General features: G+C 65.1%; 29 protein-coding genes and 1 tRNA gene. 18 read left to right on the forward strand and 12 right to left on the reverse strand.

All coding sequences use genetic code 11. The annotated features are described in order from the left end of the window. Positions 1-460: 460 nt before the first annotated feature. On the reverse strand, positions 461-637 hold the full coding sequence (locus tag ACS5RC_RS22725; RefSeq protein WP_478346196.1) for a hypothetical protein: 177 nt from the start codon (positions 635-637) through the stop codon (positions 461-463). 45 nt (positions 638-682) lie between these two features. Between ACS5RC_RS22725 and ACS5RC_RS22730 the strand changes: the two genes are divergently transcribed. The 4 genes from ACS5RC_RS22730 to ACS5RC_RS22745 all read left to right on the forward strand — a co-directional run bounded on the left by ACS5RC_RS22730 (position 683) and on the right by ACS5RC_RS22745 (position 2,364). After that, the gene (locus ACS5RC_RS22730) at positions 683-1,345 is read left to right on the forward strand and encodes a hypothetical protein (protein WP_478346197.1); all 663 of its coding nucleotides are present in this window, start codon (positions 683-685) and stop codon (positions 1,343-1,345) included. Next, the gene (locus tag ACS5RC_RS22735) at positions 1,332-1,598 is read left to right on the forward strand and encodes a hypothetical protein (protein ID WP_478346198.1); all 267 of its coding nucleotides are present in this window, start codon (positions 1,332-1,334) and stop codon (positions 1,596-1,598) included. The genes ACS5RC_RS22730 and ACS5RC_RS22735 overlap by 14 nt, the downstream gene beginning before the upstream one ends. A 227-nt stretch (positions 1,599-1,825) precedes the next feature. Next, positions 1,826-2,140, forward strand: a complete 315-nt coding sequence (locus ACS5RC_RS22740; RefSeq protein ID WP_478346199.1) for a hypothetical protein — start codon at positions 1,826-1,828, stop codon at positions 2,138-2,140. Next, positions 2,137-2,364, forward strand: a complete 228-nt coding sequence (locus tag ACS5RC_RS22745; protein ID WP_478346200.1) for a hypothetical protein — start codon at positions 2,137-2,139, stop codon at positions 2,362-2,364. Before ACS5RC_RS22740 ends, ACS5RC_RS22745 begins: the two co-directional genes overlap by 4 nt. Before the next feature lie 15 nt (positions 2,365-2,379). On the opposite strand, the gene ACS5RC_RS22750 is transcribed toward ACS5RC_RS22745, so the two are convergent. After that, positions 2,380-2,613 (reverse strand): hypothetical protein, encoded by a 234-nt coding sequence (locus ACS5RC_RS22750; protein WP_478346201.1) that lies wholly within the window; start codon positions 2,611-2,613, stop codon positions 2,380-2,382. Between the two features lie 204 nt (positions 2,614-2,817). Between ACS5RC_RS22750 and ACS5RC_RS22755 the strand changes: the two genes are divergently transcribed. Together ACS5RC_RS22755 and ACS5RC_RS22760 are read left to right on the forward strand one after the other, a co-directional pair. Then, positions 2,818-3,339, forward strand: a complete 522-nt coding sequence (locus tag ACS5RC_RS22755) for a hypothetical protein (protein WP_478346202.1) — start codon at positions 2,818-2,820, stop codon at positions 3,337-3,339. After that, the gene (locus tag ACS5RC_RS22760; RefSeq protein ID WP_478346203.1) at positions 3,332-4,438 is read left to right on the forward strand and encodes a phage baseplate assembly protein; all 1,107 of its coding nucleotides are present in this window, start codon (positions 3,332-3,334) and stop codon (positions 4,436-4,438) included. Before ACS5RC_RS22755 ends, ACS5RC_RS22760 begins: the two co-directional genes overlap by 8 nt. A 105-nt stretch (positions 4,439-4,543) precedes the next feature. Here the strand turns inward: ACS5RC_RS22760 and ACS5RC_RS22765 are convergent, their stop codons facing one another. The 5 genes from ACS5RC_RS22765 to ACS5RC_RS22785 form a co-directional block, all read right to left on the reverse strand. Then, positions 4,544-4,765, reverse strand: a complete 222-nt coding sequence (locus ACS5RC_RS22765; RefSeq protein ID WP_478346204.1) for a hypothetical protein — start codon at positions 4,763-4,765, stop codon at positions 4,544-4,546. A 371-nt stretch (positions 4,766-5,136) separates the two neighbouring features. Then, on the reverse strand, positions 5,137-5,400 hold the full coding sequence (locus ACS5RC_RS22770) for a hypothetical protein (RefSeq protein WP_478346205.1): 264 nt from the start codon (positions 5,398-5,400) through the stop codon (positions 5,137-5,139). A 49-nt stretch (positions 5,401-5,449) separates the two neighbouring features. Next, positions 5,450-5,653, reverse strand: a complete 204-nt coding sequence (locus ACS5RC_RS22775) for a hypothetical protein (RefSeq protein WP_478346206.1) — start codon at positions 5,651-5,653, stop codon at positions 5,450-5,452. Positions 5,654-6,109: 456 nt separating this feature from the next. Beyond that, positions 6,110-6,310 carry a hypothetical protein gene (locus ACS5RC_RS22780; RefSeq protein WP_478346207.1) on the reverse strand — a complete coding sequence of 67 codons (201 nt, stop codon included), beginning with the start codon at positions 6,308-6,310 and terminating at the stop codon, positions 6,110-6,112. Positions 6,311-6,808: 498 nt separating this feature from the next. Beyond that, entirely contained in the window at positions 6,809-7,165 is a 357-nt protein-coding gene (locus tag ACS5RC_RS22785) for a hypothetical protein (RefSeq protein WP_478346208.1), read from the reverse strand. Between the two features lie 522 nt (positions 7,166-7,687). On the opposite strand from ACS5RC_RS22785, the gene ACS5RC_RS22790 reads away from it, so the two are divergent. From ACS5RC_RS22790 to ACS5RC_RS22800, 3 genes are read left to right on the forward strand one after another with little or no spacing between them, the layout of a single operon-like run. After that, complete coding sequence (locus tag ACS5RC_RS22790; protein ID WP_478346209.1) at positions 7,688-8,512, forward strand: TIGR04255 family protein; 825 nt, start codon at positions 7,688-7,690, stop codon at positions 8,510-8,512. Then, a complete protein-coding gene (locus ACS5RC_RS22795) occupies positions 8,509-9,021 on the forward strand; it encodes a hypothetical protein (RefSeq protein ID WP_478346210.1) in 513 nt (170 codons plus the stop codon). Before ACS5RC_RS22790 ends, ACS5RC_RS22795 begins: the two co-directional genes overlap by 4 nt. A 14-nt stretch (positions 9,022-9,035) precedes the next feature. After that, positions 9,036-9,686, forward strand: a complete 651-nt coding sequence (locus tag ACS5RC_RS22800) for a hypothetical protein (RefSeq protein WP_478346211.1) — start codon at positions 9,036-9,038, stop codon at positions 9,684-9,686. A 383-nt stretch (positions 9,687-10,069) separates the two neighbouring features. On the opposite strand, the gene ACS5RC_RS22805 is transcribed toward ACS5RC_RS22800, so the two are convergent. Then, complete coding sequence (locus tag ACS5RC_RS22805) at positions 10,070-10,357, reverse strand: hypothetical protein (protein ID WP_478346212.1); 288 nt, start codon at positions 10,355-10,357, stop codon at positions 10,070-10,072. Positions 10,358-10,383: 26 nt separating this feature from the next. Then, positions 10,384-10,584, reverse strand: coding sequence for a hypothetical protein (locus ACS5RC_RS22810; protein ID WP_478346213.1), 201 nt, complete (start codon positions 10,582-10,584; stop codon positions 10,384-10,386). A 191-nt stretch (positions 10,585-10,775) separates the two neighbouring features. Between ACS5RC_RS22810 and ACS5RC_RS22815 the strand changes: the two genes are divergently transcribed. From ACS5RC_RS22815 to ACS5RC_RS22830, 4 genes are read left to right on the forward strand one after another with little or no spacing between them, the layout of a single operon-like run. After that, the gene (locus ACS5RC_RS22815) at positions 10,776-11,255 is read left to right on the forward strand and encodes a hypothetical protein (protein ID WP_478346214.1); all 480 of its coding nucleotides are present in this window, start codon (positions 10,776-10,778) and stop codon (positions 11,253-11,255) included. Next, a complete protein-coding gene (locus ACS5RC_RS22820; protein ID WP_478346215.1) occupies positions 11,252-11,617 on the forward strand; it encodes a hypothetical protein in 366 nt (121 codons plus the stop codon). Before ACS5RC_RS22815 ends, ACS5RC_RS22820 begins: the two co-directional genes overlap by 4 nt. Further along, positions 11,614-12,018: a hypothetical protein gene (locus ACS5RC_RS22825; RefSeq protein WP_478346216.1), complete on the forward strand. Its 405-nt coding sequence runs from the start codon at positions 11,614-11,616 to the stop codon at positions 12,016-12,018. Before ACS5RC_RS22820 ends, ACS5RC_RS22825 begins: the two co-directional genes overlap by 4 nt. Continuing rightward, positions 12,009-12,212: a hypothetical protein gene (locus ACS5RC_RS22830; RefSeq protein ID WP_478346217.1), complete on the forward strand. Its 204-nt coding sequence runs from the start codon at positions 12,009-12,011 to the stop codon at positions 12,210-12,212. The genes ACS5RC_RS22825 and ACS5RC_RS22830 overlap by 10 nt, the downstream gene beginning before the upstream one ends. 134 nt (positions 12,213-12,346) lie before the next feature. Here the strand turns inward: ACS5RC_RS22830 and ACS5RC_RS22835 are convergent. The 3 genes from ACS5RC_RS22835 to ACS5RC_RS22845 form a co-directional block, all read right to left on the reverse strand. Continuing rightward, a tRNA-Leu gene (locus ACS5RC_RS22835) sits at positions 12,347-12,433 on the reverse strand. Between the two features lie 46 nt (positions 12,434-12,479). After that, entirely contained in the window at positions 12,480-13,661 is a 1,182-nt protein-coding gene (locus ACS5RC_RS22840; RefSeq protein WP_478346218.1) for an FAD-dependent monooxygenase, read from the reverse strand. 13 nt (positions 13,662-13,674) lie between these two features. Then, entirely contained in the window at positions 13,675-13,932 is a 258-nt protein-coding gene (locus ACS5RC_RS22845) for a zinc-finger domain-containing protein (RefSeq protein ID WP_478346219.1), read from the reverse strand. Positions 13,933-14,188: 256 nt separating this feature from the next. On the opposite strand from ACS5RC_RS22845, the gene map reads away from it, so the two are divergent. From map to ACS5RC_RS22870, 5 genes are all read left to right on the forward strand, one after another. After that, positions 14,189-15,019, forward strand: coding sequence for a type I methionyl aminopeptidase (gene map / locus ACS5RC_RS22850; protein ID WP_478346220.1), 831 nt, complete (start codon positions 14,189-14,191; stop codon positions 15,017-15,019). Positions 15,020-15,028: 9 nt separating this feature from the next. Beyond that, positions 15,029-15,796: a RadC family protein gene (radC, locus tag ACS5RC_RS22855; protein ID WP_478346221.1), complete on the forward strand. Its 768-nt coding sequence runs from the start codon at positions 15,029-15,031 to the stop codon at positions 15,794-15,796. A 90-nt stretch (positions 15,797-15,886) separates the two neighbouring features. Beyond that, positions 15,887-17,326: a circularly permuted type 2 ATP-grasp protein gene (locus tag ACS5RC_RS22860; protein WP_478346222.1), complete on the forward strand. Its 1,440-nt coding sequence runs from the start codon at positions 15,887-15,889 to the stop codon at positions 17,324-17,326. A gap of 79 nt (positions 17,327-17,405) precedes the next feature. Continuing rightward, positions 17,406-18,350, forward strand: a complete 945-nt coding sequence (locus ACS5RC_RS22865; RefSeq protein ID WP_478346223.1) for an alpha-E domain-containing protein — start codon at positions 17,406-17,408, stop codon at positions 18,348-18,350. Between the two features lie 27 nt (positions 18,351-18,377). Then, complete coding sequence (locus tag ACS5RC_RS22870; protein ID WP_478346224.1) at positions 18,378-19,205, forward strand: transglutaminase family protein; 828 nt, start codon at positions 18,378-18,380, stop codon at positions 19,203-19,205. Positions 19,206-19,234 lie beyond the last annotated feature (29 nt).

Consider the following 19,234-nt stretch of genomic DNA (forward strand, 5'->3'; position numbering starts at 1 on the left):
CATCCGGCGCTTTGACCTTGTGGGTCTATTTCAGAGTTGTTGCTCATGTCGGACTCCTCTGCGAAAATATCACGCCAGAGACATTGATCATCCCCCAAATTAACTCCTGGCAGATCCAGGGCCGATTTATTGTGCTTGGGCTATAATAGGCCCTCCTCCGATTAACGATGTGTTAATTCTCACGGCGTGCACAAAGTATCATTTGCAATGAAATCCAAGCCGGCAGACGAGCCAGACGATCATCACGCAATGACCGCGGCTATTCCTGAACAAGCTTCACAACTGCGGCAGAACAACGCAGCCTAGACGTAACAGAGCATAACAATGAACAACAGAGCACTCCTGTGCATGCCCATAGACAATCGGTCGTCATCCGCGCCTTGTATCCCGCTATTGCTTTAGATCTGATGTAGGCACATCGTCTTGTTTATCCACTGAGCGGGACAAGACGATGCCTGATCTACTCCGCCGAGACGCACTGCTGCAGGTGAAGGTCGAGACCAACCTCGCCCGCGCTGCCGAGACTGCCGCGCGCCGGCGCGGTCAGACCGTCTCCGAGTTCGTCCGCCAGAGTGTGCGAGCGCAGATCGCCGCCGAGGGCGTGACGCTCGGCAACGACGACGGTCGTGGTCCGCATCCTTCCGCGCCCGCGCTTCGGCCGGCGGCTTGAGGGAGAACTGCGATGAGCCTCCCCACCATCAACCTCGGCGACATGCGCACCGTTGCCCCGCATGTCAGCCTCGGCAGGACACGGCAGGAACCGGTTGCGCCTCGCTTGGCCCCGCGCACCTCGACCGAGATTGCGGCCGACCGCGAGGCGGCTGTTGCCGAGCGCCAAGCGCTGGAAGCCTCGCGCGCCGACATGCTGCTGCGGGGCACGGCCGAGGACGTGGCCAACCTCGACCACCGCATCGCCGTCGCCAAGATCCGCGCCGATCAGGGTGAAGTTCAGCACGCCGCCGCCTTGAAGGCCGAGGCTGTCCAGCGCGCCGCGCACGAGGCCGAGCAGGCCCGTCGCAAGGATCTCTACCGCAAGGCCGTGAAGGCCAGCGCCGAGGTCGCCAAGCTCGCTGAAGAGTACGACACGGAGGCACGGCGCCTAGTGCCGCTGCTCAGCAAGATCCGCGAGCGGGCCGCGCTGATCGCCACGGCCAACGCTGCGCTCCCGGACGGCGCCGAGCCTGTCTCACCCGGAGAGCCCCGCTGCAGCTGGAATGGCAGGCCCGACCAGCCGCACAGCTCGATTGCCGCCCGCGTCAGACTGCCCGCGCTGGGCACCGACGCCGGCTTCATCTGGGGCGAGACCGTCCCGCTATCCGGGAGGATCGTCCATGACCCGCACTGAGATCGAGGAAGGCCGCGCCTGGGCGCGTCATGTCCTTCGCAAGCCCGAGCCTGCCGCAGCCGAGGCCAAGCCCACGCAGGCCGAGCGCTTCGCGGCTTGGTCGGCTCGGGCTCGCCAGGACGAGGCCAAGGGCACCCCGACACGCTCGGCTGTCGAGCAGACCCGGCGCGATCTCGCCAAGCCCGGCTCAGCCTTCACGGTGGGTGCCGAACGCTACGCCGCGGATGGGTCGCTCTGGCGACGCACAGCTTGAGGGAATGCGCGCTTCTCGCGGGGCGCGTGTTGAGGGCGAACCGGTCAGCCCGATAGCCAAAGCCAGCCTGTCTCAGCGCCTGCCCTTGTCGGCCCGGGCGCATCACGGATCTCAAGGCTGGCACGACCGCTCCCGAGCCTCTGCGGGATGACGCCAGGGACCGCGGTACGGGTCACGTGCTGCGGTCCCACTCAGCAGCGGCAAGCGCCGCAACAGGAGTTCGAGCGATGGCCCTCACCGGCATCCACGTGACCTGCACCTTCGTCAGCATCACCAACGGCGCCTCCCTTGCGGAAGGCAGTCCGGCTTGGTCGCAGACGATGAGCGCCCCTGGCACGACCACGAACGCGGCTCCCGAGAGGCCCGCCTACCGCACCGATCTCACCAGCTCGATGATGGAGGTTGCCGCAGCCGTGGACGCCTTCGTTGCGATCGGCTCGTCGCCCGACGCGACCAACGGCCCCCGCTACTTCGTCCGCGCTGGCGAGACCCGCAACCTTGTCACGCATCCCGGCGACCGCCTCGCCTGGATCGCAGCTTGAGCGAGACCGCCATGACGAAGCCGGGCACTGCCGCCACGCCTGCAGAGGTAGAGACCATCCCGCCTGTGGTGGTCATCGTGCCGGCCGATCCAGCGGACGCGCATGGGGCCGGTGCAACTGTCTTCCGCAAGATCGATCCGCGCGAACTGCACGAGACAGCTGAGGAAGCAGAGGCCAACGGATCAGCGTGGCGGCCTAAGCTCGCAGGCAGGGCCGCCCCGTGACATCGCGATTAGGACTCAATCGTCGTCGTCATCGTACTCTACATCGGGACGCCGCATCTCACGGCGTTCACGGCGGATCTCCCGACGCTCGATGCCAGGACGCACGTCGTCCCGTTCGATTACCTCCCGACCTCGCGGGCGCACATCGACAGCCGGACCATCAGGACCGACTTCAATGCGCTGCGCAGATGCAGGCGCGGCAGCAAGCAAGCCGAGCCCGACCAGGGATGATGCCAGGATGGCCTTCATGGTCGCCTCCTCTCATGGTTGCGAGATCAACCGAACCCAGAGAGCGACGTTCCGGCCGGGCAGCCCCGGCGAGACGGGCAGCCTCTCAGCGTGAGGCTCGGCAACGAGTTCCCGGGTCCTTCCAAGGGCTGCCGGCATACGCGGGTCCGCGCGAGTCCGACAGTTCCGCAGGTGCAGAGTTTCCATAGGGGCTTCAGCAGCAGAATGGCGACCATTGCCGAGACAGCCGCTCACCTCGATCTGAGCGAGCGCCGGATCTATGAGCTTCAGGACAAGGGTGTGCTTGCGAGAGCGTCGCGCGGCGCTCTCAACCTCGATGAGGCGCGCGTCGCCTACATCCGGCACCTGCGCGAGAATGCATCGGGGCGCCTGCCGGCTGGCGATCTCGACCCAGCTCAGGAGCGCGCCCGCAAGGACCGTGCTCTCGCCATCGCGGCCGAGCTGAAGAATGACGTTACCCGCGGCAGCGTCGTGCCGGTCGACGTAGCGGTCACGGCCCGCGTCATCCAACTGCGCAAGCTCCAGAACAAGCTTCTGGCCCTGCCGACCCGCATCGCTGGCCGGATGCCGAGCACGGTGCGCTCGCAGGTGCTCGCCCTGGCTGAGAGCGAGATCCGCGCCGCACTGGTCGAGATGTCGGGCGGGTCGGAGATGCACGTCGCCCTGGATGAGGTGCAGGCTGAGATCGGCGCCTCTCCGAACTTGATGGAGGCCACCCATGGCTGATCCCGAACTCACCTGCGAGGTACGCACCGAGGGCGGCACCTACCGCGACTGGCTCGCCGTGAAGATCGGGCAGTCCTACGATCAAGGCTGGTCGCGCTCGTTCCAGCTCGTCTGCGCCGAGCCGAACACCGCCACGGCCTTTCGCCTGCGGCCGGGCGCGCGGGTCGACATTGCGCTCGCCGGTCAGGTTGTGATCCGTGAGGGCTACATTCGGAACCGGCAGGCCGCCTACGACGCCAACCGGCACGCCGTGCAAGTGACAGGCTTCTCCAAGGCGGGCCTGACGGAGATCGGCTCGGTCAACGGCGGAACGGGTCAGTATCGTGGCTACACGGTCGACGCCATCGCCAACTCCGTCCTGAAGCCGCTCGGGCTGAAGTTCCGGGTCGAGTCGGCGCCGCAAGGCTGGGACACACCTTTCCCGCAGGTGATGGTTCGCTTCGGCGAGAGCCACTTCGCCCTGATCTCGCGCCTCTGCAACCAGCGTGGGCTGTGGCTGCGGGCGGACGCGGACGGCACACTGGTGGCGGGAACGCGTCCGGGCGGCAATGCCATCACCTTCACGGAGGGCGACAACATCCTCGCGGCCAACTGCACGCTAGAGATGCCGGGCGTCGAGGAACTGATCGTCAACGCGCAGCAGCCCGGCTCCGACAGCCTGTTCGGTCGCAGGGCATCCGAGGTCCAGGCCAAGAGCACGCTTTCGGCCGGCATCCCGGGCGTTCAGCGCAAGGTGCTGGCGGAGATGCCGCTGGATCAGAAGGGCGCGGAGCTGCGCACGAACATGGAGGCCCAGGCGATCGAGTCGGCGCTGCTCCGGGTCACGCTCACCTACAAGGGTTGGCTCAAGCCCGACGGCAAGCTGTGGGAGCTGACGGACCGGGTGACGGTGAAGTCGCCAGCCTTGTTCCCGACGAAGAGCGGGCAGATGCAGCTCCGGCTCTGGGGCTACGCCTACAGCCAGCGCGAGGCGGGCACGACGACGACCATCGAGATGGTCAACGAGGCCGCGTTCGAGATCAAGTTTCCGGATGCCAAGGCCAACGACGGCTTCTTCAGCGGTGGGGCGACGCCCGCGAAGCCGGACGCGGCGACGTGAAGCGTGGCATTGTCCGGTAGCCCTGGCGCTTTAGCACTCTCTGCGGATCCCTGCGGTCCCCACAGCCCTACCTCAACCCGCCCGGCTATATCGCGGCAGGATTTGTCATGTCCGGGCCCGCTTGGCCTTCCATTGCTGCCACGTCGCGATCAGGGCCTCAATCACCTCTTCGATTAGACCGCCGGTCGACTCTGCCCACTCACAAACGTCCTGATAGGTCTCGCGCACGTCTCCGGCATTCATGTTGAGCCCGAAGGCGAAGCGCAGCAACTCACGCAGCTCGTGGTTGGTTTGGAGCAGCCCCTCGGCCAAGGCTTGGCCAGTCATTTGGTATAGCCATGGCACCCACAAAGGAGCGGATCAGGCGAATGGCAGTCGCCTCATATTTTGCAACGACTTGCCCTGCCATCAAGCGAGTTGCGCCAGCCGGGCATGGGCTTCGGCTAGAGCCTGTTCGACTGTGGCATAAGTGGTCTCGGACGCCTCATAGAACAGGGTCTCCGTGCCGGTTATCGCCCAGGTGTACAGGGAGCGTCGACCAAAAACTGGGCTGATTTTGATAAGATATGCGGATCTGGGTGGCAACATTATTGAACTCCAGCCGATCAATTATCGCCCGGCCACGTCCTTATCACTTAGCTAATTGATAGAAATCTGAAACAACATATGATTTGCACAATATTTCGCACGCACGTGGCTCACACCTTCTCGGGCCTCGCCAGAAAAATCACGGCCCGCGCCATCGTGCACTCGAATTTTTCGGTCCGGTCAGGATCTGCCAGAGCGACCGCAGAGGGCCCATGCGCCTTCACGGGTGCCGCCAAGTCGAGCAGGTAGCCGCCGCCGATAGAATAGGGGTCGGTGTCGGGCTTGGCGATCAGCGCGTCGATCGCGGCCTCAACCTCGTCGGAGGTGATCGCCGTGGCCTGCACAAAGGCGCCAACCGTCGAGCCTTGGCTCACTTCAGATAGCCCTTCTCATTCGGATGCTCGAAAGCGCGGATCGAGGCGATCACTGTGTCGTGCGAGACCGAAGCTCGTACCTAGCCTGCTCAAGGTACTCTTGCCGCTCTGCCTCGGTCAGACACATCACCTGGTGGCCCTGACGACATTCGCGTTGCGCAAAGGCGGCATCCCACGCTCGATCATCGTGATTTTTCTTGATGAAGGTCCGTTTGGCGTGAGATAGCACGTCGGCTTCGGTCGGTTCGCTCATCAGTGCGGCTCCCGTCAGGGTCTGCCACCCTAGACCAGAAAAGGCCGGTGGCCGCCTTCATTCCGAAGCGAGCCGGTGGACTCTCGCTTCAGATAGCCTGCTACCTTAGATCCGGCTACAGCATCTGCCCTAGTCCTAGAATAGATCCAAGATTTCTCGCCTATCTGCCCTACTTACTCCGTAAGTGAAGTGGAGGATGGCAGATGGTTGATCAGCCGAAATTTATCAGCGAACAAGCGCTTATCAGAGCCACACGAGAAGCCACGCGACTAGCTGATCTCGAACGTGCACCTCGGGCTGCACGTCGTGAAGCCGAAGAAAGTCGATGTGCGCAAGACGAAAAACTGATCCGCTTGAAGGCATTGCGACTTGCTAAGGAGGCTGAGGTTAGACGCTCAGCCACCGTTGCTAAATCCTCTTGACCTCCGGAGTAGCTTCTTTGTGGCATCCCTTTGGTCAAGTTGTAATGTGCTTGGAAAGCCGATCAATTTCGTCCAGCGCAACACGAATATGCTCAGCTTGGGCAAGGATCGCTTCGGCATCAAACTTCGCGACGCCTCCTGAACCCCACCATATTCCTCCGTCGATGCCGCGTAGGATGTCGTTAAAGCGCCGGTTCTGCATAACCAGGGCGTCGATCGCTGTCTGGGATGTCATGGATCTACACTCCTAGCCAGTCTCGAACTTACACCCTCGAAGGCGACCACGCGAGCGAATAGGCCGAGCGTGCCAGCAGGCTCGGCCGATATGCAACTTGAGACCGCTTCGTCAGATCTGCCAGGGGGCCACCTACGTCGGTCCAAGTGCTATGGACCACAGACAATCCGACTATGGGCTCAACAGCCTCGGCACACGCCATCCATCGTCTTTTTCGTTCTCGCATCCCAGGCTTTGTTTCGAGCCTCAGATGCCTCCTGCGCCTTCCGTATCGTCTTCTGCTGCGTCGCAGACAGCCCTCCGATCGATGGAACTGCCTTACCCGAGGCGTCACCGTTTGGCTGAACGGAGCTAGAGATAGGATCTGGTCGGCGAGCGGGTGCGGCGGCTGCTAAGAAAAGCAGAGCGGATAGGACGATAAGGACGCGTAGCATACGAGCGCTCCAGAGCGGGCCCAGGTGCACGCTTCCGAGATCAACTCTCCGAACGTCTCAATCGCTACAGCCCAACCCAGAATGCGCCGCCGATGATGAGCACCGCGACCACGATGAAGCCAGTGAATGCCGGCATGATCCAATCGCGCTGCCCGTGCGGATCGGCCATCTTCTTGGCAGATCGCGTCGCCGCCTCCGTCTTGCGGGCGAGCGCGATACGTTCAGGCGTTGGAGGTGTGCCGCCGGCCTCATCGCAGGTACCCAACTGCGCCATGCCGGGATCGTAGTGGGCAACCTTGTCACCCGTGGACCCACTGTCGATATCCGCCTTCAGCATAGCGGAGGTCGGGTTATCTGAGGCCGGCGGTGCCGCGACGCGCAGGTTGCCGGGCGGCGGCGGATCTTCGGATCGGAAAACCATTGCAACTCTCCTTGGTCAAAAGGAGAGCAATGGTTGGCAGCCGAGACAGTTCAGACTGCCGCCCGCGGCAGCTTCGCCCCTGTCGAGAGGTCTGCGACGTGGCACCTTCTCACTTCAGATAGGCCATCCCTATCAGGTGCTCGGCCCCTGCCTCATCCCGCCCGGCTCATCCGCGGCGGGCTTTTTCTAGCGCCGCACGATCACCATCGAGGCGGTCAACGAGTTGGCCTTCAATGACCGGGCCGAGAATGCCAAGAGCGATGACGGGTTCTACAACCCGGGCTTCTCGCCGGCTCAGCCGGAGCCGGTGACGTGAGCCAACAAGGTGGCTACTAACCCACGTTGGCGCGGTTTTGCCGGCTGGTGAGGCAAATTTAGTAAGCGGAGCATTTGATGGTCGGTATGCCTGAGTCGGGCGCCTCTGATTGAACCCGCTCAGCAATCCCAGTTGCCGACTCGGGTCGTCTAGAATTTTTCCAGCCAGTCAAACTTCAGGTCGCGGATCACGGAGGAGGAGAAAAAATGGGCGGCACGTTCGAACCGGTCCATGCAGCGCATGCCATCGAACGAGTCAGCGCGGCAATTGTTTTTCAAGAGCCTATAAAAGGTAATGCTTGGCTAAAAGTAGTCCAAGCACTGAAAGAAAGTGCAAATAAAATTAAATTAACGGAATACGAAGATGTGACGGCCTTTTTGCCCCAGGCGTCTCCCGAGATGAGTGCGCTCCCAGCATTCAGCATGAATATCTTGAATGGTGCCCGCTTTGTCCGAAAAGATGAAAACGGGCAAGATGTCGTGAGCGTTGGAGCAAACAGATCTGGAATTGAAATTGAAAGTCGGCAGTATATACGCTGGTCAGGCTTTGAAGAGATTCTTTCAGAAGTCGTACATAATGTCTGTGGGGCATTTCCAGATAATAGCGTTATTTCTCAAATAAGACTAGATTACCTTGATAGATTTGTCGAGCAATCAAGTGATACCCCGCGGGCTAGCTGGCGAGAGGTTTTGCGCGAAGGAGATCATATCTCACCCAGCCACTTGGCGCGCGATGCTGCTTGGCATACTCACGTTGGATGGTTTGAAGATCACGATGATATTGGCCGACTGCTACTGAACTTGAACGTGAATGCGATCGCTGAGACTGCTGACCCAATGCCCGTGCTCCGGTCGATTTTAATCTACTGCATGGTTGGTTGCATCGTTCCTGCTGCGACAGCAAGAGAGACGGAAGCGATCATGAACCGGTTCGATCGGCTCCACACCCGATCGAAGGTTGCGGTGCGATCCATCTTGACGCCAGCCATGCAGAGTCGCATTTCCATCGACGTGGATGAGAGATCAGAATGAGCCCGCCCGCCCTCCCTCTGTCGTCCGATATGAGCGAGTTGGTTCGCGAAGCGGCTTCTCAAAATCGTTCCGCCATAAGTTTGTCGTTGCCTGCGCTTGGACGGAGCGGGACGGAAGCGCTGAGCTTCCCAAAATTCCGTGAGTACAGCCGTCAAACGCGCCCCGTAGAGAAAACGATCGCTGCTGTCCGAAAGCTTCGCCGGTATGGCCCGGGTTGGAACGGCTACGACGCAGACGCCCCCCGCGAGGCGTCAATCCGCGATTGTGTAGACTTTCTGAGTCGAACGGCTTCTAGTGCCATTTTCCATACGGATCTCGACAGCGACGGCACCGTTAGCTTGGCGATTGATAGAGATAGTGTGCGTATTTTGTTGACGTTTGAGGGCAACGGCCAGGTCTCAGTTTCAGAAAAACGCGGAAGAACGTGGGCTGAAATTGGCGAATTCCCCATAAGAGAAGCATTGGGACGTACTTCACCGGCGGTTGAACAGATTGTCGCAATGACTTAACGCGCGATTTTCCAATGAAGGAAGATCTGCCGCCTTGCGAGTCTCTTAGCCAATTCTTCGATGCAGAGCGCCGTCCAAACGATTTTGCCGAGACTGTAGATCAACCCCCTGGCTCATTCCGCTGTGAACTGCAGCGGGTTAGCGCGCGCTCAAAAGACAATCCCGTCAAGGACGAAGAAGTATTGATACGAATTATTATAGGCCCGCGAGACTTAAAGTCCAGCGGTCCATTAGGTCTGGCCGATACTGCAGTAAGTGAGATGTGCAGACTCGGTCTTTCAACACTGCGTGCAAGCGACGAAAACATTTCTGACAAAATTGAGCAGCTAGCCAAGTCGCTTATTGAGAAAGCGGCCGATGCCACACCAGTTGACGAGGAAGTCTTCTGTCCAGGCGTTTTAGAATTTACATGTGGAGCTGCTCGCGATTTTCGCGAACCCAATGTTGATGGAAGAATAATCGGCGCTTACGAGTCGCCGGAGAATGATTACCCCAATCACTGCGATGTACTTCAGGCTGTTAATATGTTTAGCAGCAAAACTAAATCACGCAATGCTGCTCGGAATTTTTTGTCAAGCGGTAGAGTAAATTTTATAGTCGCAGACGACTATACCCGTGCTAATATCAAAGGACTACGCATAGCGGGCCGCAAAGTTGTGCCTTGAGAATTAGATCAGTTTAATGCTTAAGCCGCAGCGCCGATCATGACTCCGACAAGTGAGACACAGAGTGTGGCTGGCTAGGACACTGCGTCCGGATGCGGCGACGCCTCGCCGGTGAACCCCTTCGGCAGGAGCGGGCATCCACTGTGCGCCTTGCGATGTGCGAGCGCCAGTTTCACAGGCTTAGTGTAGGTGCCCAGCACATACACGGCGCCATGACAGGCGGGACACCGCTTAGGCGCCTTCCTAAAGGTGCTATGGGCTTCAGCAAGAGAGGCGGCCTGCCAGCCCTCAGAAGCTTTCACCTCGCACGTCTGCGGTGATCGTGCCTTCATCCGGGCCGACCGGTCATTGAGCTGCTGCTCACTTCAGATAGCCCTTCGCGTTCATGATCGCTTCGCAGCGTCCCTAGCTTGCGTCAGGAACCGCACGATATTGTCGCCCTCGGAGCCGCCATCAGGCACTGATGGAGGCGGCTTCTGCTGCTCAAGCCGTTTGGCAACCTCCATCACGAGATGCTCCACCGAGGGCGGCCATGGCACGTCATTGTCTAGGAGAACTCGAGCAGCTCGGACGAACGTGGTGAATTGCTCCGGCGAGATCGACACACCCGCAGCGTGCTGGTCAAGGATGTGATCGGCAATTGCCGTCGCGAGCTTGGCGACCTCAGCCATCCTGTCGGACTGATCGCCGGAACCCGTCACTTCAGATAGCCCTTCGCCTTCAGGTGCTCGGTGAGGATCTGACGGATGGCCTCAGCACGCGAAGGCTTAGGGTCGGACTGATCCTCCCGCCATTCTTCGACGGCTGCCAAGAGGTCCGCGGACATGCGGACGCCCTGCTGTGGCGTGACGCCGGTTGCCGGCCTGCCACGCCTTTTCTGCTCATCAGGAATTGACATCCACATGATTTCCTGAGTATCAGAAAAGCGAGCCGAGAGGAAGGTGGACTCTTCGTTCTCGGCTCTGACCACCCTACGGCTGGAGTACCCGCTTCATGGCTATCCACGATCCTACACCGCCCCGTCGCGGCGGTGAACGCTCCCGCTTGCCCAAAGCACAGCAAGGGCCTGTCACACAGGCCATCAAGGCTATGCGAGCAGCCGAACCGCAGGAGCTTCGCGCCCTACCGCTCTACGACGCCCTGCCGCCCGGCTGCATCGCCTTCCCGGTCCGCAGCAACAGCACCGATCCGCACCTGCGCCTCGGCGAGTTCGCGGTCATCGACACTACCGACTGCGAGCCCGTCCACGGCGAGCTGTTCGTGATCCGCTACAACAGCGTCGTCTGCCCGTCCGGCTACTCGGACAGCATCGTTGAGACCCGCAGTATAGCCTACACCGGCCTAGACGGACCGGATGGCCATCGCTGGTGGGCTGCCCCCTACGTCCGGCCGCGCTCGCGTGGCGAGTTCGAGGACTGGATCGAGCGCGGCCGCCCGTTGGTCATGATGGACGGGCCCTACGCACTTGGCGCCATCGAACGCAAGCTTGTTGGGCGTGTCGTCGGCGTGCTCGCCTCGACCTACGAGGAGCCAAAGCGCCTGCCCTCCCAGAACGGAGGTGCAGCATGAACGCGCCCGCCTCCCGCCGTGGCTTCCTGCGCGGCCTGACCACGCTCCCGCTGATCGGCGGCGGCGTCACCCTGATCGGCAACCCGACCCGGGCAGCTGAGCCGCCCTCAGAGGCGTGCCTGCACACCTACCTGGCGTGGCTGCACTACGAATTCGGCGCGGTCCACGACTACACGTTCCCCGGCCATCGGGAGCGAGCGAACGGTGATATCGTTCCGCTGACCAATCCGGGCGCCCGCTTCCACTTCCATGACCGCTTTGGCCATGCGGGATGGTGGGATCGTGTTCAGCAGGAGGCGGCTGCACGAGCGCCTGTCGTGCTCAGCACGGTTGGCTGCGATTGGCGGGAGACGCGTCGATGAGCACGCCTGCCAGCCGCCGAGGGCTCATCCTCGGCCTCGCCGCGCTCCCTGTCACGCTCGGCGCTGCGGCGCCAGCAGCGCCGTCGCCCAAGTTGCTCCGGCTGATCGCTCAGCACGACGCCATGAACGCGCGTCTGAACGCACACGATGGCGTTGGGGGGTATGATGCCCGGCTGATGCGCGCCTGCGGTGCGCTGCGGGCGCGCGTAGCAGCCTACCCATCCGCTGGCCTGCCCGACATCCTGGCCAAGGCGGCCTGTGTCTCACGGATGTACCCAGCAGAGGATCTTGAGCAGGAGGTTCGGCACACGATAGCGACCGGCTACGTCTATCTGGACGACATGCTGGCAGCGATGGCCGTCGAGCTGATGCGCTATGGGGAGGGCTCGCTATGCGCCTGATCCGTGCCTTGCATCAACTCTGGCTGATCCGAGCCGCCCGGCTGGATTTGCTCCGCGCCAACCGCCTGATGCGGCGAGCGGCGGATCGGATGGAGGCGTCGGGGCTGCACAAGCTGGCAACACCCTCAGGATTGCCAGCCTGCGTTCGGGCGCAGTGGAACGCATCGTCACACCTGCACAAAAAATCAGCATGAGGATCGGCGGCAGGCTCGGCGGTAGCCTGCCGCAACAGCACAATCTTGCGCGCCGTGCCGACACGGTGCCGACACCGCTTACAGGATCCGGGCTGCTATGCGCTTCAGAAACCGAAAAACGGCAATAAAATCAATGGTGCGGACGGCGGGACTCGAACCCGCACGGCCTTGCGGCCGCAAGATTTTAAGTCTCGTGCGTCTACCGGTTCCGCCACGTCCGCCTGCCCGGGAGCAGGCTGCGAGCGGTAGCGGCGCGGCGGGCGCAGATCAAGCGGCGTCCGGGGTCCAGCCGTAGAGCCAGGCGTAGCGCTCGCGCATCCCGTCCGGGCCGAGGCGGCGCATGACGAGGTCGCGGGCGAAGGCCGTCAGCGCGCCCGCGTGGTAGGTCCGGCCATTGGCGCGCGCGGCGCGCTGGACGCGGCGGACGCGGGCGCGCCGGGCCGCCGCGTAGGCCGCCAGCGCCTCCGGCACCGGCGCGCCGGCGAGGGCGCGGGCGAGCACCGCCGCGTCCTCGATCGCCAGCGCCGCGCCCTGCGCCAGGAAGGGCAGGACCGGGTGCGCCGCGTCGCCGAGGAGCGCCACCCGGCCCCGGGCCATCGGCCGCGCCACCGGGCGCTCGGCCAGCGACCAGACCAGCCAGGAATCGGGCAGCGCCAGGAGATCGCGCAACGCCGGGGCGCAGCCGCGGAAATGGGCACGCAGCACCGCGGGCTCGCCCAGGCGGCCCCAATCCTCGTCGCCCTGCCGCTCCGGCACGACCGCCACGATGTTGAGGGCCCGGCCGTCCCGGATCGGATAGTGCACGAGGTGCCGGCCGCGGCCGAGCCAGAGCCCGGTCTCCGCGCCCGCGAGGCCCTCGGGCACCGCCTCGATCGGCAGCACGGCCCGCCAAGCGGCAGCGCGCCCGGCGCGCATCGGGGCCGGGTCGAGATGGAGGCGGATGCGCGAGCGCAGGCCGTCCGCTCCGATCACGAGGTCGGCCGCGAGCGTCTCGGTGCGCGCGTCGCCCGCGCAGGTGAGGGTCACGCCCGCCTGCGTCTCGGCGAGGCCCGCGATGTCGCGCCCGACGAGGAGGCGGATGCCCGGCCGCGAGCGCAGCGCATCGAGAAGCAGCGTCTGAAGATCGGCCCGGTGGATGACGTAGTAGGGCGCGCCGAATCGGGCGCGCGCCGCCGCGCCGAGGGCCACCGCGCCGATCTCGCGGCCCGATTCGAGGGCGCGCACCCGCACCCCAGGCGGCTCGGAGGCGGCCCGGCGCAGGGCCGCGGCGAGGCCCAGATCGGCGAGCACCCGGCTCGCGTTCGGCGAGAGCTGGAGCCCGGCCCCGACCTCGCTGAAGCCGGTGCGGCGCTCGATCACGCTGACCCGGTGCCCGGCATCGTGCAGGGCGAGGGCCGCCGTCAGGCCGCCGATCCCGGCGCCGACGATGGCGATGTCGAGCCCGGCCACGGCGGCGCGGGGCCTACTCCGCCGCCACGCGCGCCCGATCGTCCCAGAGGCAGGAGGCCGGGTCCGATTCGGTGGCCCTCAGGCCGGCCCGGTGCCGGTAGAGCGTCGAGCAGTACTGGCAGATGATCTCGTTGTCGGCGCCCATGTCGAGGAAGACGTGCGGGTGGTCGAAGGGCGGCAGCGCCCCGATGCACATGAATTCCCGCGCGCCCACATGGATGACCGCCACGCCGAGATCGTTGTGGAAATGCGGAACCGCCCTGTCAGCCATCTCGCGTCCTGCTCCTACGCCGGGGCCCGAACCTCATGGGCCAGACGGCTCATGGACCCCGAGCCTCCACGGGCTCCGGGCCCGCCGCGGCGGCGGCCGAGCCCGGCGCTGCTTATGCCGCCAGCCCCTCGCCGGGCGCAAGCCTCGTGCGCGACCGCCGGCCGCGCGGCCCGGCGCACGCTTGCCCGCGCTTGGCGGAACCGGCCCGCACGCCGTACATAGCGCTGAAGACAGGGCGCGACCGCAGAACCTCCCGATGACCCAGCAAGACCAAGCCAGCGCGCAGGGTGCGCGCCGCGCCCCCGAGGCGCCGATCCACGGACCCGAGGCCTTCGCGGGCATGCGCCGGGCCGGGCGCCTCACCGCCGAGGCCCTCGACCTGCTGATGGAGGCGACGCAGCCCGGCGTCACCACGGAGGAGCTCGACCGGCTCGCCTACGAGTTCGCCATGGACAACGGCGCCTACCCGGCCTCGCTGCTCTATCGCGGCTACCCGAAATCGATCTGCACCTCGATCAACCACGTGGTCTGCCACGGCATCCCCAACGACAAGCCGCTGCGCGAGGGCGACATCGTCAATCTCGACATCTGCCTGATCCTCGACGGCTGGCACGGCGATTCGAGCCGGATGGCCTTCGTGGGCGAGGTGCCGCGCAAGGCCGCGCGCCTGTGCGAGATCACCTACGAGGCGCTGATGCGCGGGGTCGCCGCGGTGCGGCCGGGCGGCTCGACCAACGACATCGGCCGGGCGATCCAGACCTTCGCGGAGGGCGAGCGCTGCTCGGTGGTGCGCGACTTCTGCGGCCACGGACTCGGGCGCACCTACCACGACGCGCCGACGATCCTGCACTACGTCGAGGCGAGCTACGACGTGCCGCTGCGTCCGGGCCAGTTCTTCACGGTCGAGCCGATGATCAATCTCGGGCGCCCCGCCGTGAAGGTGCTCTCCGACGGCTGGACCGCGGTCACGCGCGATCGCTCGCTCTCGGCCCAGTTCGAGCACACGGTGGGCGTCACCGAGACCGGCGTCGAGATCTTCACGGTCTCGCCCAAGGGTCTGCACCAGCCCGTCAATCCCGGCGCCTGAGCCGCCGCGATGGCCCCGCGCCGCGGCGACCCGCCGCCGGGCTCCCCGCCGCAAGGGCCGCCGACGGCGATCCCGCCCGGCGGCGAGGCCGGCGCGCCCGTGCCGGAGCCGCATTATCTCGGCCACCGCGACCGCCTGCGCGCCCGCTTCGCGCAAGGGGGCGCCGACGCGCTGCCCGATTACGAGCTGCTCGAGCTCGTCCTGTTCCGGGCGATCCCCCGCCGCGACGTGAAGCCCCTGGCCAAGGCGCTGATCCGGCGCTTCGGCAGCTTCGCCGAGGTGCTGAGCGCCGAGCCCGCGCGCCTCGCCGAGATCGAGGGCGTCAGCGCGGGCGTCGTCACCGACCTCAAGCTGATCGAGGCGGCAGGCCGGCGCCTCGCCCGCGGGGCGGTCGTCGATCGGCCGCTGCTCGCCTCGTGGAGCGCGGTGCTGGATTACTGCCGGGCCACCATGGCCTTCGCCCCGCGCGAGGAGTTCCGCGTGCTCTTCCTCGACAAGCGCAACCACCTGATCGCCGACGAGGTTCAGGGACGCGGCACGGTCGACCACACGCCGGTCTATCCCCGCGAGGTGGCGCGTCGGGCGCTCGAGCTCTCGGCCACCGCGATCATCCTCGCCCACAACCACCCCTCGGGCGATCCCGCGCCCTCCGGAGCCGACCTGCGCATGACGCGCGAGGTGATCTCCGTCCTCGACCCCCTTGGAATCGTCGTCCACGACCACATCATCCTCGGACGCGCTGGCCACGCCAGTCTCAAGGGGCTTAAGTTGATCTGAGGCTGTATCGCGTTGCCTGCCGGGAGGGGTTCGGGCGCCTTTGCGTGGCGCGCCTCTTGCCTCTAGCGTGAAGGTTTGAGGAGGCACCGAATGGCGGGCGTGGCGTTCGACGAGATGACCGGACACGGAGGGCCGGCCGCGAGCGCCGCCGACATCCGCGATGCCTACGGTCAGTTGAAGGCCTGGCTCGACACCACTCCCTCGGAGCATTTCAACACCCGCCGCAGCCAGGCCGAGCTGCTGTTCCGACGCATCGGCATCACCTTCGCGGTCTACGGCGACAACGAATCGACCGAGCGGCTGATCCCCTTCGACATCATCCCGCGCGTCATCACCAAGCCCGAGTGGAACTTCCTCGAGCGCGGGCTCAAGCAGCGCGTCACCGCCATCAACGCCTTCCTGGCCGACGTCTACGGGCCGCAGGAATGCATCAAGGCCGGGATCATCCCGCCCGACCTCGTCTACCGCAACGCCCATTACCGCATGGAGATGCGGGGCTTCAAGGTTCCGCACAACCTATACGTGCATATTGCCGGGATCGACATCGTCCGCACCGGCGAGAACGACTTCTTCGTGCTGGAGGACAACGCCCGCATCCCCTCGGGCGTGTCCTACATGCTGGAGAACCGGGAGGTGATGCTGCGCCTGTTCCCGGACCTGTTCTCGCGCCACCGCGTGGCCCCGGTCGAGAACTACCCGGACGCGCTGCTCGCCACCCTGCGCAGCCTCGCGCCCGCCACCGCGACGCGCGACCCCACCGTGGTCCTGCTGACGCCGGGACGCTACAACTCAGCCTTCTACGAGCACTCGTTCCTGGCCGACAAGCTCGGCGTCGAGCTGGTCGAGGCCTCCGACCTCTTCACCCGCGACGACGTCGTCTACATGCGCACCACCGAGGGGCCGCGCCGGGTCGACGTGATCTACCGCCGCCTCGACGACGACTTCCTCGATCCGCTGGTGTTCAAGCCGGATTCGGTGCTGGGCGTGCCCGGCATCATGAACGCCTACGAGCGCGGGTCCGTGACGCTCGCCAACGCGGTGGGCACGGGCGTCGCCGACGACAAGGCGGTCTACAGCTACATGCCGGAGATCGTGCGCTTCTTCACCGGCGAGGAGCCGATCCTGCACAACGTGCCGACCTATCGCTGCCGCGAGAAGGACGCCTTCGCCTACGTGATGGACAATCTGAAGGACCTCGTGGTGAAGGAGGTCAACGGCTCGGGCGGCTACGGCATGCTGGTCGGCCCCCACGCCACGAAGCGCGAGATCGAGGAGTTCGCCCGGCGCCTGCGCCACGCGCCGGACGGCTTCATCGCGCAGCCGACGCTCTCGCTCTCCACCTGCCCGACCTTCGTGGCCTCCGGCGTCGCACCCCGCCACGTCGATCTGCGGCCCTTCGTGCTCTGCGGCGCCGACGAGATCCGGATCGTGCCGGGCGGCCTCACCCGGGTCGCCCTGAAGGAAGGCTCGCTCGTGGTGAATTCGAGCCAGGGCGGGGGTACGAAGGACACCTGGGTGCTGGACGCCTGAGGGCCCCGCACACCTCACGATTCCACGCGGGCCAGAAGCCCTCGGGCCCTCGGCCCGTGGCGAACTCAGCGAAGATCCCATGCTGTCCAGGACTGCCGACAACCTTTACTGGCTCTCCCGCTACGTGGAGCGCGCCGAGTTCGTGGCCCGCATCCTCGATGCGGCGCACCGGCTCGCCTCGCTGCCTACCAGCTACGGTGGCGGCGAGACCAACGAATGGGCCTCCGCCCTCGCCTCGGCGGGCGACCCGGAGACGTTCAAGCTCCATTACGACGGGGTGAACAGCCACACGGTCTGCGACTTCCTGGCCTTCAGCCCGAAGAACGTCTCGTCGATCCGCTCCTGCATCGAGACGGCGCGCGAGAACGCCCGCTCGGTCCGGACCGCCCTCACCACCGAGATGTGGGACGCGATCAACGGCGCGTGGCTGGAGCTGCGCTCCTACGAGGGCCGCGACCTTACCCGCGACGAGTTCTCGCGCTTCCTCGACTGGGTGAAGGGCATCTCGCTGACCTTCGACGGCTCGGCCTACCGGACGATGCTGCGCAACGACGCCTACTGGTTCACCCGGCTCGGCACCGCGACCGAGCGGGCCGACAACACCGCCCGCATCCTCGACGTGAAGTACCAGATCCTGCTTCCGGCGAGCGAGAAGGTCGGCGGCAGCCTCGACTACTTCCAGTGGACCACGATCCTGCGCGAGGTCTCGGCCTTCAACGCCTATCACTGGGTCTACCGCGAGAGCATCAAGCCCCTGCTGGTGGCCGACCTGCTGATCCTCAACCGGCAGATGCCGCGCTCCTTCGCCCATTGCTACGCCATGCTGGTCGAGCATCTCGACCTCATCGCCGACGCCTACGGGCGGCGCGGCCCGAGCCAGCGGCTCGCCAGCAACATGCTGGCCAAGCTCGAGGGCGACGACATCGATCGCATCTTCGCCTCCGGCCTCCACGAGTTCGTCACCGCCTTCATCGGGGAGAACAACCGGGTCGGCGCCGCGATCGCCGAGCAGTATCTGGTCTGACGCGGCCGAACGGATAGAACACGTCCCATGCGAATCTGCGTCGTCCACGAGACCCACTACACCTACGAGCAGCCCGCGCGCGGGCTGATCCAGGTCCTGCGCATGACCCCGCGCGACCATGACGGGCAATATGTCCGGCGCTGGCGCATCGACACCTCGATCGACGGGCGGCTGACCGAGCGCGAGGACGGCTTCGGCAACGTCGTGCACTGGTTCACCCCGGACGAGCCGGCCGAGGCCCTCACCATCCGGGTCACCGGCGAGGTCGACACCCTGGAGACGCACGGCATCGTGCGCGGCGCCGTCGAGCGCCTGCCGGACGTGTTCTACCTGCGCGAGACCGATCTCTGCGTGCCGAGCCCGGAGATCCGGGCCTTCGCCGACGCGGTCGCGGGCGCGGGCGACCGGGCCGCCCTCCCGACGCTGCACCGGCTGCTCGCGGGCGTTCATCAGCGCCTCCGCTTCGCGCGGGGGCCGGCGAGCGCGGCGGTCACCGCCGCCAAGGCCTTCGAGGCGGAGGCCGGCGTCTGCCAGGACCTCGCCCACGTCTTCATCGCGGCCGCACGCCATCTCGAGATCCCGGCCCGCTACGTCTCGGGCTACCGGCAGCGCGAGGACGAGGCCGAGGACGGGGAGACGCCGCATGGCTGGGCCGAGGCCCTGGTGCCCGATCTCGGCTGGGTCGCCTTCGATCCGGCCCACGGCGCCGGGACGTCGGAGGCCTATATCCGCGTCGCCTGCGGGCTCGATTACCTGGGCGCCGCGCCGATCCGCGGCAGCCGGACCGGCGGCGGCACGGAAACGCTGGACGTGACGCTCAAGGTGGCGCAAGCCCAATCCGCCAAGCAATCCTGATCCCGGACCGGCCTGACATCAGGTCATCC

The organism is Methylobacterium sp. HJ2 (genome assembly GCF_056431005.1).